Source organism: Streptosporangium roseum DSM 43021, from assembly GCF_000024865.1.
GTDB classification, from domain to species: Bacteria; Actinomycetota; Actinomycetes; order Streptosporangiales; family Streptosporangiaceae; genus Streptosporangium; species Streptosporangium roseum.
In genome coordinates this window covers 6,462,454-6,476,286 of the sequence record NC_013595.1, presented here as the reverse complement: position 1 = coordinate 6,476,286, position 13,833 = coordinate 6,462,454, and the positions used below count along the sequence as shown (strand labels likewise).

The 13,833-nt window shown below is 72.8% G+C and carries 12 protein-coding genes; 7 read left to right on the top strand and 5 right to left on the bottom strand.

Annotation, left to right across the window (positions count from 1 at the left end; genetic code table 11):
- Nucleotides 1–16 precede the first annotated feature (16 nt).
- The gene (locus SROS_RS28465) at nucleotides 17–871 is read left to right on the top strand and encodes a LysR family transcriptional regulator (RefSeq protein ID WP_012892376.1); all 855 of its coding nucleotides are present in this window, start codon (nucleotides 17–19) and stop codon (nucleotides 869–871) included.
- A gap of 218 nt (nucleotides 872–1,089) precedes the next feature.
- On the opposite strand, the gene SROS_RS28460 is transcribed toward SROS_RS28465, so the two are convergent.
- The 3 genes from SROS_RS28460 to SROS_RS28450 form a co-directional block, all read right to left on the bottom strand.
- Nucleotides 1,090–1,773 (bottom strand): response regulator, encoded by a 684-nt coding sequence (locus SROS_RS28460; RefSeq protein WP_012892375.1) that lies wholly within the window; start codon nucleotides 1,771–1,773, stop codon nucleotides 1,090–1,092.
- On the bottom strand, nucleotides 1,773–2,972 hold the full coding sequence (locus SROS_RS28455; RefSeq protein ID WP_012892374.1) for a sensor histidine kinase: 1,200 nt from the start codon (nucleotides 2,970–2,972) through the stop codon (nucleotides 1,773–1,775). Before SROS_RS28455 ends, SROS_RS28460 begins: the two co-directional genes overlap by 1 nt.
- A 225-nt stretch (nucleotides 2,973–3,197) precedes the next feature.
- Complete coding sequence (locus SROS_RS28450) at nucleotides 3,198–4,067, bottom strand: RecB family exonuclease (protein ID WP_043653142.1); 870 nt, start codon at nucleotides 4,065–4,067, stop codon at nucleotides 3,198–3,200.
- A gap of 168 nt (nucleotides 4,068–4,235) precedes the next feature.
- On the opposite strand from SROS_RS28450, the gene SROS_RS28445 reads away from it, so the two are divergent.
- The 4 genes from SROS_RS28445 (at nucleotide 4,236) to SROS_RS28430 (ending at nucleotide 9,024) form a co-directional block, all read left to right on the top strand.
- On the top strand, nucleotides 4,236–5,324 hold the full coding sequence (locus SROS_RS28445) for a site-2 protease family protein (RefSeq protein WP_012892372.1): 1,089 nt from the start codon (nucleotides 4,236–4,238) through the stop codon (nucleotides 5,322–5,324).
- Nucleotides 5,325–5,489: 165 nt separating this feature from the next.
- Nucleotides 5,490–7,025: a hypothetical protein gene (locus SROS_RS28440; RefSeq protein ID WP_012892371.1), complete on the top strand. Its 1,536-nt coding sequence runs from the start codon at nucleotides 5,490–5,492 to the stop codon at nucleotides 7,023–7,025.
- Between the two features lie 13 nt (nucleotides 7,026–7,038).
- Entirely contained in the window at nucleotides 7,039–7,476 is a 438-nt protein-coding gene (locus SROS_RS28435; RefSeq protein ID WP_012892370.1) for a hypothetical protein, read from the top strand.
- Nucleotides 7,477–7,608: 132 nt separating this feature from the next.
- Nucleotides 7,609–9,024 carry an FHA domain-containing protein gene (locus SROS_RS28430; protein ID WP_012892369.1) on the top strand — a complete coding sequence of 472 codons (1,416 nt, stop codon included), beginning with the start codon at nucleotides 7,609–7,611 and terminating at the stop codon, nucleotides 9,022–9,024.
- A 75-nt stretch (nucleotides 9,025–9,099) separates the two neighbouring features.
- Here the strand turns inward: SROS_RS28430 and SROS_RS28425 are convergent, their stop codons facing one another.
- Entirely contained in the window at nucleotides 9,100–11,151 is a 2,052-nt protein-coding gene (locus SROS_RS28425; RefSeq protein ID WP_012892368.1) for a cation:proton antiporter domain-containing protein, read from the bottom strand.
- Nucleotides 11,152–11,264: 113 nt separating this feature from the next.
- Here SROS_RS28425 and SROS_RS28420 point away from each other — a divergent pair, with 113 nt between their 5' ends.
- On the top strand, nucleotides 11,265–12,053 hold the full coding sequence (locus tag SROS_RS28420) for a serine/threonine-protein kinase (RefSeq protein WP_012892367.1): 789 nt from the start codon (nucleotides 11,265–11,267) through the stop codon (nucleotides 12,051–12,053).
- Here the strand turns inward: SROS_RS28420 and SROS_RS28415 are convergent.
- Nucleotides 12,035–12,634, bottom strand: coding sequence for a TetR/AcrR family transcriptional regulator (locus tag SROS_RS28415; protein WP_012892366.1), 600 nt, complete (start codon nucleotides 12,632–12,634; stop codon nucleotides 12,035–12,037). The two genes, SROS_RS28420 and SROS_RS28415, sit on opposite strands and share 19 nt — an antisense overlap.
- 82 nt (nucleotides 12,635–12,716) lie before the next feature.
- Here SROS_RS28415 and SROS_RS28410 point away from each other — a divergent pair, with 82 nt between their 5' ends.
- Complete coding sequence (locus SROS_RS28410; protein ID WP_012892365.1) at nucleotides 12,717–13,631, top strand: carbohydrate kinase family protein; 915 nt, start codon at nucleotides 12,717–12,719, stop codon at nucleotides 13,629–13,631.
- Nucleotides 13,632–13,833 lie beyond the last annotated feature (202 nt).

The window sequence follows — 13,833 nt, the reverse complement described above, 5'->3', positions numbered from 1 at the left end:
TGGCTATCCTTGCTGGATGGACGTTACGCTGCCGGCCGTACGGGCGTTCGTCGCCGTGGCCAGGGCCGGGTCGTTCCGGGGCGCGGCCACCTCGCTCGGGGTCAGCCAGCCGACCGTGAGCGCCGCCGTGAAACGCCTGGAGGCCGGCGCCGGACGGCCGCTGCTGATCCGCGACCGCGACGGGGTGCGCCTGACCGAGCTGGGCGGCCGGCTGCTGGCCCACGCCGTGGCGGTGACGACCGCCGCCGACGAGTTGGAGGCCCTGCTGGCCGGGGACACCTCCGGGCTGACCGTGGGATTCATGGGCGAGGCGGCCGGCACGCGCACCTCCCGGCTGTTTGACGGGATACGGCGTGCCTCCGGCAGGGAAGTACGGCCGCGCCGCTTCGATTTCGACGACCCGTCGTGCGGCCTGCTGGCCGGGACCAGCGACCTGGCCGTGGTGTGGCCTCCGCTGAGCACCGGCGACGCCCTGGAGGTGCTGGTCCTCGGCAGCGACCGGAGGGCCGTCGCCGTGCCCGCCGGCGACCCGCTCGCCCGGCTGGCCGAGGTCGGCCCCGCCGACCTGGCCGGCCGCGTCTGGGTGGTGCCCCGCAGCCCCGACCCGGTCTGGCGGGCCTTCCGTCATCCGGGGTCCATCGGTGTCGGGGACATCGCAGGTGAGGTGGAGTCCCGCGCGATCGAGGAGACCCTGGAGCTGGTCGCGGCCGGTCAGGGCATCGCCCTGCTCTCGCAGAGCACCGACGACCACTACGCCCGCGCCGGGGTGGTGTTCGTCCTGCTCTCCGACGGATGCCGCTGCACCACCGCCGTCGCCTGGCGCCGCGCCGACACCCGGCCGGTGATCGCCCGGATCCTCGCCGGACTCTGACCCGGATCCTCCCGGCCGCGCTCGCGAGCCGGGTGGTCCCGGATGCCGGTCCGGTCCCTGCCGGATGGTGGTGCGGTTCGGGAGGTGGTCGATCCGGGTTCCGGGGCGCATTCCCCGGCCGGGGTGGGGGAGCCGGGTGGTCCCGGATGCCGGTCCGGTCCCTGCCGGATGGTGGTGCGGTTCGGGAGGTGGTCGATCCGGAGTCTTCCGCAGGGAGCCTAGGGGATGGCGCCCGGGGTGATCAGGCCGGTCTCGTAGGCCAGGACCACGGCCTGGACCCGGTCGCGCAGGCCGAGCTTGGTGAGGACGTTGCCGACGTGGGTCTTGACCGTCGTCTCGCTCACCACGAGCTCGGCGGCGATCTCCGCGTTGGACATGCCCCGGGCGATCAGCCGCAGCACCTCCATCTCGCGCTCGGTGAGCCGGTCCAGGCGGGCCGGGGTGGGCTGCTGGTGTGCCGAGGGCAGGCGCGCCCCGAACCTGTCCAGCAGCCGCCGGGTCACGCTCGGCGCGACGATGGCGTCCCCCGCCGCGACCACCCTGATGGCCTGCACCAGCTCGTCCGGCGGGACGTCCTTCAGCAGGAAGCCGCTGGCCCCGGCGCGCAGCGCCTCCACGATGTATTCGTCCAGGTCGAAGGTCGTCAGCACCAGGACCTTGGGCACGTGGGCCCCGCTCACGGCCTCCCGCACGATCCGGCGGGTCGCCTCTATGCCGTCCACGCCCGGCATCCGGATGTCCATCAGCACCACGTCGGGCATCAGCGCCCGCGACTGGTCCTGAGCGGCCTTGCCGTCCCCGGCCTCGCCGACCACGGTGACATCCGGCTCGGCCTCCAGGATGAGACGGAAACCGGTGCGCAGCAGTGGCTGGTCGTCCACCAGTAACACTCTGATCGTCATCACACGTCCTTGAGGGGAAACCGGGCATTGACCTCGAACCCGCCCTCCGGACGCGGGCCGATCCTCAGGATCCCACCATAGAGGGCCACACGCTCGCGGATGCCGACCAGCCCGTGCCCGGTCCGGTCGTCGGCCGGTCCGGCGGCGCCGGAGCCCTGACCGTCGTCCTCGACCCGGACAGCCAGCTCGCCCGGCTCCTGCCGTACGGTCACCCAGGCGCGGGCCTGCGGTCCCGCGTGCCGCAGGCTGTTGGTCAGCGCCTCCTGGACCAGCCGGTAGACGGCCAGGTCGACGCCGGGCGGCAGCGAGCCCTCCCGGCCCTCGATCCACAGCTGCGTCCGCAGGCCCGCCTCGCGCATCTGGTCGACCAGGGTGGGGATCTCCTGCACCCCCGGCTGGGGGTTGCGCTCGGCGGGCGCCGCGTCGGTCCTGAGCACGCCCACGATGTTGCGCATCTCGGCCATCGCGGTCCGGCCCATCTCCTCGATCGCCGACAGCGCCTCACGGGCGCCGTCGGGGTTGGTGGCCAGCACCCGGCGGGCCGCGGAGGCCTGGACGGTCATCACGCTCACGTGGTGGGCGACCACGTCGTGCAGCTCGCGGGCGATGCGGGAGCGCTCCTCGGCCCTGGCCGCCCGCGTGTCGGCCTCCCGGGCCCGCTCCATCCGCCCGGCCCGGTCGCGCAGCTCGGCGAGGTAGGCCCGGCGCAGCCGGACACCGCGCCCGGCGATCCACAGCGTCATGGTCAGCAGGGCCACGAACAGGTGCGCCGTCCGGTCGCCGGGGTCGGCGGCCGTCACCGCGAAGACGGCGCGGTAGGTGAGGCTCAGCACCAGCGCGCACAGGCTGAGCGCCAGGCCGCGACGGGCGGCGATCGTGTAGACCAGCACCAGCGCGGCGACCCAGAGCAGGGAGCCGCTCCGGTCCAGTGACGCCAGCGTCATCTCCACGACGCCGACCAGGAAGAGCATCGTGAACGGCAGACGCCGGCGCAGCGCCGGGGACAGGCAGCCGGCCACGATCAGGGTGAGGCCCAGCGCGTCGGGCCCGGCGGCGCCGGCCGGGGCGTCGAAGCCGGACAGGGAGGTGACGTAGGCGCACGGCACGGCGGCGGCCGCAAGCGCCACCGCCAGGGCGGCGTCGGAGATCAGCGGGTGTCCGTGGAGCCAGGCCCGCAGGCCGCCTGGGGTGTTGCGCACACAATCAATTTAGGCGTCCCGTTTCTCCAGCCACCCTGCTACGGGGGGATATCGCACTCATCCCCACGGATGACCCGCGGGGCCCCGGGCTGTGGAGAGCGGCCGGACGTCGCCTCCGTGGCGCCCGGGAAGCCCCGTGCCCCCGGGGCCGGAGGCTGGGAGCCGTCTCCGGTGCGTCCACGAGGCCCACGTCCATGAGGCCCGTGTCCGCGGGGCCCCGGCCGTTCAGAGCTCGTCGGTCGCGGCCCTGGAGGTGCGGCGGGTGCTGCGCACGGTGTCGCCCGGCTGCCGCCCGGGCAGCGGCGGGGGAGTGCCGCCGAACTGCGGGCACAGCTCCTGGTAGCTGCACCAGTCGCACAGGCGGCTGGGCCTGGGGGGCCACTCGCCGGTCTCCATCGCCCGCTCGATGGCCGTCCACAGGGCCTGCACCTTGCGCTCGGTGGCACGGAGATCCGCCTCGTCCGGGGCATAGCGGAGCACCTCGCCGCCGCCCCCCAGATACATCAACTGCAGCAGGCGCGGCACCGAGCCGTGCAGCCGCCACAGCGTCAGCGCGTAGAACTTCATCTGGAACAGGGCCTTGGCCTCGAAGGCCGGCCCCGGCGCGCTGCCGGTCTTGTAGTCGACCACGCGCACCTCGCCGGTGGGCGCGACGTCCAGCCGGTCGATGTAACCGCGCAGCATCAGGCCGTTGTCGAGCACCGCCTCCACATACAGCTCCCGCTCGGCGGGCTCCAGGCAGGTGGGATCCTCAAGGGTGAAGTAGCGCTCCAGCATGGAGCCGGCCTGGGCCAGCCACTGGGCCTGCTCCCGGTCGTCGGCGAACATCCCGCCGTAGGCGGGGTCCTCGGCCAGCAGCCTGTGCCACTGCGGCTCCAGCAGCTCCTGGGCCGCGGCGACCGTGCGCGCGGGGGCGGGGAGATCGTAGAGGCGCTCCAGCACCGAGTGGACCATCGTGCCGCGCACCGCGGCGGGCGACGGCGGCTCGGGCAGCCGGTCGATCACCCGGAAGCGGTAGAGCAACGGGCACGTCATGAAGTCACCGGCGCGAGACGGCGACAGCGCTCCGATGATCGTGGGCTCGGTCAGTGACATGTCCGCACTGTAGGTCACAGTGGCGACAGTTTGGGCCCAAGGGGGCTCGCACCGTCTGCGGGCGGCCTGATGGCGCGTAGCATCGAGGCCTGAAGGCGGAGTGTAACGAGGAGTGGTGAGCCAGCGGTGAGCAGCGAGAGCCCGCGTCAGAACAGCCCGGGACTGCGGATGGGGCGGCCGTTCGGCATCCCGGTGTACGTCTCGCCGACCTGGTTCATCGTGGCGGCGTTCATCACCTTCACCTACCAGCCGATCGTGACCGGCCGGCTGCCCGAGCTGAGCGTCCCGGTGACGTATCTCGTCTCGTTCGTCTTCGCGGTGCTGCTGTACGTCTCGGTGCTGCTGCACGAGCTGGCGCACTGCGTGGTCGCCAGGATGTACGGCCTGCCGGTCCGCCGCATCACCCTCTACCTGCTCGGCGGCGTCTCGGAGATCGAGCGCGAGCCGGAGACCCCAGGCCGGGAGTTCATGGTGGCCTTCGCCGGGCCGCTGCTCTCGCTCGGGCTGGCCGCGATTGGTTTCGCCGCCTCCCTGGTCATCGACCCGGGCACCGTCCTCGGCGTGCTGACCTTCCAGCTCTGGTTCGCCAACCTGATCGTCGGGGTCTTCAACCTCCTGCCGGGGCTGCCGCTCGACGGCGGGCGCATGCTGCGCGCCGGTGTCTGGAAGGCCACCCGCAACCCGGGCTCGGGCACGATCGCCGCGGCCTGGGTGGGCCGCGTGCTGGCCGTCGTCATGGTCGCGGTGCCCGTCGGCCTGGCGCTGATGAGCGGGCAGGCGCCGGGCTGGGAGCTCATCTGGTCGGTGCTGCTGGCCTCCTTCATCTGGTTCGGCGCCACCCAGGCGCTGCGCGGCGCCCGGGTGCGCGCCCGCATCCCGCAGGTGAACGCCCGCGCCCTGGCCAGGCGGGCCATCGCGGTGACCGGCGACGTGCCGCTGGCCGAGGCCCTGCGCCGGGCCGCGGAGGCCCAGGCGGGGGCGATGGTGGTGGTCGACCACGAGGGCCGCCCGACCGGGATCGTCAACGAGGTCGCGGTGGAGGCCACCCCGGAGAACCGCCGCCCCTGGGTGACGGCCGGCTCGCTGGCGCGCGGCCTCGAACCGTCGCTGGTGCTGGCCGCCGACCTGTCGGGGGAGTCCCTGATCGACGCCATGCGCGAGGCCCCAGCGGGGGAGTACCTCCTCGTGGAGCGCGGCGGCGAGATCTTCGGGGTGCTGGCCACCTCGGACGTGAACCGGGTGTTCAGCGGGGTCTGAGCGAACCACCGAGGGGTTTCGGGCGTCACACTGAATGTGTGCCGGGACGCCACGGCGGTGCGGAGGGGCAGAACGTACCGTTCTGCCCTCTCGTTTTCGGTGCGCGCCACGACTAGTGTTCTGGCCAACCGCACCGGTTGGCCATGTAGCTAAGGGACGCATCCATTGGCACCCCCCCACACGCCGGTCTCGGCCGGTGATCTCACTCCGGAGCTGCTCGGCACGCCCGAATGGAGCGATCAGCTGGTCGCAGCCGCCGGCATTCCCATGTACGACATTCCGTTCCTGACGGTCGGCGGTGGCATGGGCTCCTTCGTGACCCTGGACTACCTGCGGATCTACGGCGTGCCCGCCTCCCAGATGCGGGTGGTGTCCAACATCGACACCCCGTGGCAGACCTACGAGTTCCTGACCAGGTGCTCGCAGATCCCCCGCTCCGAGCGGATCCGCTCCGACTCCGCCTCGCGGCCCGACAACATCTGGGGGTTCCCCTCCTATGCGCTGCAGGAGACCTGGACGGACAAGACGCCGGCCTACCTGTGGCAGCTGCTGACCGAGCCGCTCCTGAACGACTACTGGACGCCGCGCGCCGGCACGGTCTTCCAGAGCCTGGAGCGCGAGGCCAAGCGCATCGACTACTGGGACATGCTGGTCAAGGGCCAGGTCCGGATGGTCCGCCGGCGGGCCGGCGGCGGCTACTTCACCGTGGTCACCCCGCCCGAGGGCTCGGCGCCCACCAAGCGCATCATCTTCCGCTCGCGCTTCGTGCACATCGCGATCGGCTACCCCGGCCTGAAGTTCCTGCCCGACCTGCAGGAGTTCCGTACCAAGCACGGCGACTACCAGCACGTGGTGAACGCCTACGAGCCGCACGAGCAGGTCTACGAGTTCCTCAAGACCCGTCCCGGCACGGTGGTCATCCGGGGCGGCGGCGTCGTGGCCTCCCGCGTGCTGCAGCGCCTGTTCGACGACCGGGAGAAGTTCCGGCTGCAGACCCAGATCGTCCACATCTTCCGGACCTTCGTCACCGGCTCCCACGGCCCGCACGTCTGGGCGCGGCGCAAGGGCGGCGACGGCTGGGCCTACCAGGGCTTCAACTATCCCAAGTCGGTGTGGGGAGGCCAGCTCAAGGCGCAGATGCGCCGGCTGGAGGGCGCCGAGCGGGCCGCGAAGTACAAGGAGATGGGCGGCACCAACACCCCCTACCGCCGGCGCTGGCAGGAGCAGATGCGGGCGGGCCGCAGCGGCGGCTACTACCACCCCGTGCAGGGCACCGTGGACCGGGTGGAGCGCGGCCCCGACGGCCGGCTGGTCAGCTACGTGCGCAGCAGCGACGGCATCGTCCGCGAGCCGGTGGCCGACTACATCATCGACTGCACCGGCCTTGAGGCCGACATCGCCGAGCACCGGATCTACGAGGACCTGCTCCGGCACGGCGGGGCCTACCGCAACCCGGTCGGCCGGCTGGAGGTGGAGCGCCACTTCGAGGTGAAGGGGACGGCCAGCGGCGACGGCGTCCTCTACGCCTCCGGCTCGGCGACGCTCGGCGGTTACTTCCCCGGCGTCGACACCTTCCTCGGCCTGCAGATCGCGGCCCAGGAGATCGCCGACGACCTGGCACGGCGGGGGTTCGTCCGCAGGATGGGGCCGCTCCGGTCGACCTCGCAGTGGTTCAAATGGGCCTTCAACTCGCCGGTGTAAGGAGTAATCCTCCGTGGTTCCGACTCTGGCGGGGCGCATCCAGACGCGCCTCTTCCTGCTCGCCACCGTGGGCGCGATCATCACGTTGCTGATCGTGCCGGTGCTTCCGGGCTCCTCCGGGCCGCTCGGTGACCGCTACGTCAACGGGTTCCTGGTCCTCGCGGCGGTCGCCGTGCTGGGGGTGGGCTGGGAGCTCGTCTACCACTTCCTCATGCAGTTCCGGTGGGAGAAGGACTGGCCGACGCTGTTCGGTTTGCTGACGCTCGTTCCCGAAGGTCTTCTGCTGTACTTTTTGCTACGGTCCGGTGCAGTCGATTTCATTGATCCGGTGCCGCCGGCCGCGTTCTGGACGCATTTCACCGTCGTCTGGGTATGCGTGTGGCTGGTGGCGAACGGTCCGATGCGCGTGCCGTTCATCCGATGGCGTTTTCGGGGAGGGAGAGTTTTGTGACCGAGCGAAGCGAGGGAACGATTCAGCACAGCACCCTGGTCATGAAGCCGACGAAGGAGGTTTCATGACCGCGCGAAGCAAGGCAACGATTCAGCACAGCACCTTGGTCATGAAGCCGGCGAAGGAGGTTTCATGACCGACGAGGGCTTCGGGGTGGTGCGTCCGCTTCCGGGCAACGGGCTGGTCGCCCACGTGGGTGGTCTGCTGCTGGTGTGTGACGCGGCCGAGGCCGTCGTGGAGGACCTGCTGGGGGCGTTGAGGGAGACCGCGGCCTCGGGCGGGGACGGCCGCGCGCTGGCCCGCCGGGTCGCCCAGGTGCTGGCCGTCATGATGGGCGAGCCCGTGGCGTGCGCCGTCGCCGGTCCCGTCACCGGGGGAGTGGCCGTGCTGGTCAGCGGCCCGGCCTTCGCTTCGGTCACCGGCTCGGGCGGCGAGGTCCAGCTGGCCGGGCGTGACGCGCTCACCTGGTCCGACCGGCTGGTGCCCGGCCCGGTGACCCGGGTGGAGCTGCGCCTGCCCGAGGCCGGCGAGGCGCACCCGCTCGCCCGGCTGGACGGCGGTGTCATCGTCGGCGGCGGCGTCTGGTGCGACCTGACCGAGGGCGGGGGGCCATCGGCCGTCCAGCGGCCCGCGCCCCGGGCGGAGACCGCTCCGCCGGCCGTCCGGCCGTCCGCGCCGCAGGCGGAGGCCGTCTCCCCGGCGGAGCCGCCGGCTCCGGCGCGCCCCGAACGGTCGGCACCCCCGGTGGACAGCGCACCGCCGGCGCCCTACCCGATGAGCTCTCCCGAGCACTACCCTCCGGTCCCCGTCCCGCTGCCCGCGCCGGAGCCCCATCTCTCCGCGCCGCCGGCGTGGCAGCCCGACCCCATGCCGGTCCCACCGCAGGGGCCACCCTCCGGGCCGGTTCCGGTCGCGGTCCCGCAGGAAGAGGTGGAGACCGCCAGGGCGAGCGGGATCGGCGGCGACCCCGTCGACGCCCGTGACCAGCCGTTCGAGTACGAACTGCTGACCCCGGACGGTCCGCAGGCCGCGCCCGAGCCGCCTTCCGGGCCGGAGCCGCAGCCGGAGTCGCGACCGCTGGTCTACGGGGTGGACTGCAAGAACGACCACTTCAACGACCCGCGCGTGCCGTACTGCGCGGTCTGCGGCATCGCGCTGGTGCAGCGCACGCTCGTCCCCTACAAGGGACCGCGCCCGCCGCTGGGCGTGCTGCTCCTCGACGACGGCATGACGCTCCGCCTCGACACCGACTACCTGGTCGGCCGCGACCCCGAGCGGGCCCCCGAGGTCGCCGACGGCTCGGTGCGCCCGGCCAAGGTCACCAGCCCCGACGGGTCGGTCTCCCGCCGTCACCTGCGGGTGGCGCTGGACGGCTGGGACGTCAACCTGGTCGACCTGGGATCGGTCAACGGCACCCAGATCCAGCCGCCGGGCGACCCCAACTTCTACGACATCCCGCCGAACGAGGCGGTCGCGATCCTGCCCGGCACGACCGTGCGGATCGGCGTCTCCCGCACCATGCGCTACGAGTCGCACCGCAACCGCTAGCGGACCCGTCCTCCCGGGCGGTACGGCCCGTGCCGTGCCGCCCGTCCGTTTCCCGGAGGTCCCGTGACGCCCCGGTCAGGGGTGGGGGACCGGGGCGCGCAGCGCTGAGACGGCCGCCGCCCAGTCCACCGGGTCGGCGTCCTGCTCGGCGCGGACCAGCAGGTGCGCGCCGTCCACGGCGGTGCCGGCGTCGGGGGCCACGACGAGTGCGCCGGCCGGGACCGCGCCGGAGGTGGCCGCCACCCCGAGCTTGGCCAGCCGCTGGGCCAGGGCGGAGGCCCGGCCGCCGCCGGTGACGACCAGCGGGCGATCCTGAAGGAGCGCCAGGGTCAGCGCCACGTGAGCGGCGGCGTCGCCGCCGGAGCCGTGGTGCACGGCGATCGGCCCCGTCGCGGATCCAGATGCCCGGGCGGCGGGGTCGGGGGAGCCCGAGGGGGTCCGGACAGGGGAGTCCTGGAGGCCGGAGGCGGCCGCCGGGGAGACGGTCACCACGCGGCAGACGACGCCGTCGCGGATCCCGGCGTAGCCGGTGGCATCGGCCGGCAGCACGACCAGATCGGGCTGCGCGCCGCTGACCAGCTCGGGCAGCTCGGCCGCCACGTCGCCGCTGAACCGGCTCACCACCCTGACCTCCGGGCCGCGGGCACGGACGGTGCCGGCGAGGCCCTCCAGGTCGTGGAGGGTCTCGGCCAGCTCGGCCAGCTCGGAGGAGAGGCCACTGCCGACCTCCAGGCGGCCCTGAGGGTAGGGCCGCAGGTGGGCGAGGACCACCTCCGACGGGGACGCGGCCCGCGCCAGGGTGGCCGCCAGGTCCACCAGCGGAGCCTGCTCGGCGGGGGAGCCCGGCACGACGGTCAGCACCCGGTGGGCGGCGGCCACTCCGAGGGCGGCGCGCTCGGCCTCGGCGATGTCGCGGGCCACGCGCCGGTCGGGGTAGATCCTGCGCAGCAGCGGGCCGGTCATCGCGGTGGTGACGAGGGCCATCACCACCATCAGCGAGTACAGCTCGTCGTCGAGCACGCCCTTCTGCAGGCCGACGCTGAGGATGACGATCTCGGTCAGTCCCCGGGTGTTGAGCAGGACGGCCATCGCCCAGGCCGGCCGGTCGGGCAGCCGCTGCGCCCGCGCCGCCGCGTAGGAGCCGAGCAGCTTGCCGCCGACCGCCACCGCCAGGATCGCGGCCAGCGTGCCGAGACTGGACAGGTCCAGCGCGCGCAGGTTGACGTTGAGCCCCGCCACCACGAAGAACATCGGCAGCAGCAACAGCACGGCGAGCTGCTCCAGCCGTTCCAGGATCTCGTGGTTGAGCCGTTCCGCGCCCTCACGGGGCATCACCGCGCCGAACACGAACGCCCCGAAGATGAAGTGCACGTGCAACCACTCGGTGGCCCAGGCCGAGGCGATGAGGCCGATGAGCACCAGCGACAGCAGGCTCGGCGTCAGCCGTCCCGCCTTCTCGTAGGCGGGCACCAGCCGGGCCAGCAGCGGCCGGACCACCAGGAACATCACCAGCGCGTACGGGACGGTGAGCAGGACCTTCCACTGCCCCTCGGCGTCACCCGCACCGGCGATGCCCACCACCACGGCCAGCACGGTCCAGGCGAGCACGTCGATCACCGCGGCCGCGGCCAGGGACAGGCCGCCGAGCGCGATGCGCTGCATCCCGCGGTCGGTGAGGATGCGCGCCAGCACCGGGAAGGCGGTGGCGGACATCGCCGCCCCCATGAACAGCACGAACGGCAGCGTCTTGTCGCCGCCCACGTGGTCGCCCGCGATGCCGAGCGCGAGCACGCACCCCAGGACGAACGGCACCACGGTGGAGCCGAGCGCCACGGTCACCGCGATCCGGCCCTTGCCCCTGACCAGCTTCTGGTCCAGCTCCAGGCCGACGACGAACATGAACAGCACCAGCCCGACGTTGGCCAGCGCCTGCAGCGGGGCGCGCATCTCCGCGCCGAACAGCCGGTCGCCGATCAGCGGGCCGAGGAGGGTGGGGCCGAGCAGGATGCCCGCCACGATCTCGCCGATGACCGGGGGCTGGCCGAGCCGTCGGGCCACCGCTCCGAGCAGTCGTGCGGCGGCGAGGACGATCATCAGGTCGAGCAGGAGCAGATCTACGTGGAGCACTTGCGAGCACGCTTCCCGTAAGTAAAGAAGAGCCCCGAGAATGACCAGGGCGACGTTACCGTGTGGGGGGTTGTCGCCGCGAGCGTCGCGTGAAGCGTGGAGGGGAGACGTTGGTGGAAGGCATCGCCGACTACGAGTTCGTCCGCTCACTGGGGGCGGGTAATCATGGCGAGTTCTATCTGGCGAGGAAACCCGATCGGCTGCCGGTCGAGGCGGACTACGTCGCGGTGAAGGTGGTGGGGGGCACCGGAGGTGACGCCTTCCGGCGGGCCACCCGCGAGCTGAAGGCCTTCGCCGCGGTGCGCTCCCCCTACCTGGTGACGCTCTATGACGCGGGGCAGCAGGGCGGTGTCTTCTACTACTCGATGGAGTATCTTCCCGGCGGCTCGCTGGGCCGGCCCGCGGAGCCGCCGACGCGGGAGCGGGCGCTGCGCTCGATCGCCTGCGTGGCCCACGCCGCGCAGGCGCTGCACGAGGAGGGCATCGTGCACCGTGACATCCGCCCCGGCAACGTGCTGCTCACCGACGCCGGGGGCAAGCTCTCGGATCTGGGCCTGTCGCAGGTGCTGATGCCGGGGGTGACGGTGACCGGGATGGGCGACATCGGCTCGGTGGAGTTCACCGACCCGGCGCTGCTGCAGGGGGAGACGCCCACTCCCGCCGGGGACGTGTGGTCGCTCGGCGCGACGTTGCACTGGGCGGTGACCCGCACCGGCCTGTACGGCGAGCTGCCCGTCCATGATCCGCTGCTGACCCTGCGCAAGGTCTACAGCACGCCGCCGTCGGTCCACGCCGACCTGGAGCCCGAACTGTCGGAGCTGGTCCACGCCTGCATCGGGGACGCGGCCAAGCGGCCCACCGCCGGAGGGCTCGCCGACCGCCTCTACGCGCTGGTGGTCTGAAGCCGGTCCAGTTCGGCGCCGAGCAGCCTCTCCAGGCGCTCGGCGCCCAGCCGGTCGGGATAGAGCAGGCTGCGCACGCTCAGCCCGTCGACCAGGGCCAGCAGCCGCTCGGCGACGTCGCCCAGGTCCTCCCCGGTGGTGATCTCCCCGGCCTCGGCGGCCGCGCCGAGCAGGCTGCGCACCAGGTAGCGCAGCTCCCCGGCCTCGGCGCGCTGCGCCTCCAACATCGCCGGGCTGGTCAGGCTCCGGCTCCAGAAGCCGATCTCCAGCCCGCTCTCCCGGGTGCGCTCGTCGTCCAGCGGCAGGTTGTCGAGCAGGAGCTCGCGGAGCGCGGCCAGCCCGCCGCGCCCGGCCAGCTTGCCGCGCAGCCGCTCCACGATGCGCCGGTGCGAGGAGCGCAGCGCCGACAGCATGATGTCGTCCTTGTCGGCGAAGTAGTGGGTGAGCACGCCGTTGGAGTAGCCGGCCTCCTTGGCGATGGCCCTGGTCGTGGCCGCCTCGATGCCCTCGCGCAGGATGATGCGGCGGGCGGCCTCGACGACCTCCTCCCGGCGCTCTCCGTGGTCGACGATCTTCGGCATCCGGTCCCTCTCTCTTCTTCCTCGTTGACATGGTATTCGGGCGCCCGTCTATTATCCGCTGAAGACATGAGGAGGACTCGCTATGACCGTCGTCACCCTCGGGGTGCACATCGTGGACGTGCTCGCCCGGCCCGTGGAGTCGATCCCGGCAGGGCAGGACACCCACCTGCTGGAGCAGATCCGCATCACCGCGGCGGGCGCGGCCGCCGGGACCGCCGTGACCCTGGCCAGGATCGGCGTCCCGGTCGCCTCGATGGGAGCGGTCGGCGACGACGAGCTCGGCGACTTCCTCGTCATGATCATGGAACGGCGCGGGGTGGACGTCACCGGGATCGTCCGCAAGGGCGGCGAGCAGACCGCCGCCTCGATCCTGCCCATCCGGCCGGACGGGGGGCGCCCGTCCTTCCACGTGCCCGGTGCCAACCTGGGCCTGTCCCTCACCGACCTCGACCGCGGGCGCGTCACCGGCGCGCGGGTCGTGCACCTGGGCGGCATGGACGTGACCTGGGGCCTGCACGACCCGGGTTTCTTCGCCCTCCTGGCCGAGGCCCGGGAGGCGGGCACGATCATCACGATGGACCTACTGTCCAATATGCCGGATCTGATGCAGGGAGCGCGGAGCTTTCTGCCTCACGTGGACTACTTCCTGCCCAACGAGGAGCAGGCGCTCATGATGAGCGGCGCGGCCGACGTGGAACGGGCCGCGCTCACGCTGCTGGAAGAGGGGCCCGGGGCCGTGCTCGTCACGCTGGGCGGGGAGGGCAGCCTGATCGCCACCGCCTCGGGGATCACGCGGGTACCCGCCCTCGACGTCCCGGTGGTGGACACCACCGGCTGCGGCGACGCCTACTGCGCCGGGTTCATCGCCGGCCTGGTCGACGGCCGCGACGTCCTCGCCGCCGCCGGGCTCGGCACCGCGGTGGCCGCCCGGGTCGCCGGAGGCCTCGGCTCCGACGCCGGTCTGGACGGGGCGGCGGAGCTGCGGGCGAGCGGCTGACAGCGCTGCCACGCACCCCCGGCCGGCCCTCGAAACGCGCCGGGCGCGCAGGCCACCGGGCCGGCCGCTGAAACGCGCCGGGCGCGCCGGCCGGTGGGCCGGCCGGGGGAACGCGCCGGGCGCTCCGGCCCCGCCGCGGCGGCCGCGTGTGCGGCTCCCGGCCCCTCCGAACGTGACTAGTCCCAACCTGAAAGGACGACAC

Coding starts and splice junctions, on each gene's coding strand:
- SROS_RS28465 (WP_012892376.1), top strand. CDS start 17: ATGGACGTTACGCTGCCGGCCGTACGGGCGTTCGTCGCCGTGGCCAGG.
- SROS_RS28460 (WP_012892375.1), bottom strand. CDS start 1,773: ATGACGATCAGAGTGTTACTGGTGGACGACCAGCCACTGCTGCGCACC.
- SROS_RS28450 (WP_043653142.1), bottom strand. CDS start 4,067: ATGTCACTGACCGAGCCCACGATCATCGGAGCGCTGTCGCCGTCTCGC.
- SROS_RS28445 (WP_012892372.1), top strand. CDS start 4,236: ATGGGGCGGCCGTTCGGCATCCCGGTGTACGTCTCGCCGACCTGGTTC.
- SROS_RS28430 (WP_012892369.1), top strand. CDS start 7,609: ATGACCGACGAGGGCTTCGGGGTGGTGCGTCCGCTTCCGGGCAACGGG.
- SROS_RS28415 (WP_012892366.1), bottom strand. CDS start 12,634: ATGCCGAAGATCGTCGACCACGGAGAGCGCCGGGAGGAGGTCGTCGAG.
- SROS_RS28410 (WP_012892365.1), top strand. CDS start 12,717: ATGACCGTCGTCACCCTCGGGGTGCACATCGTGGACGTGCTCGCCCGG.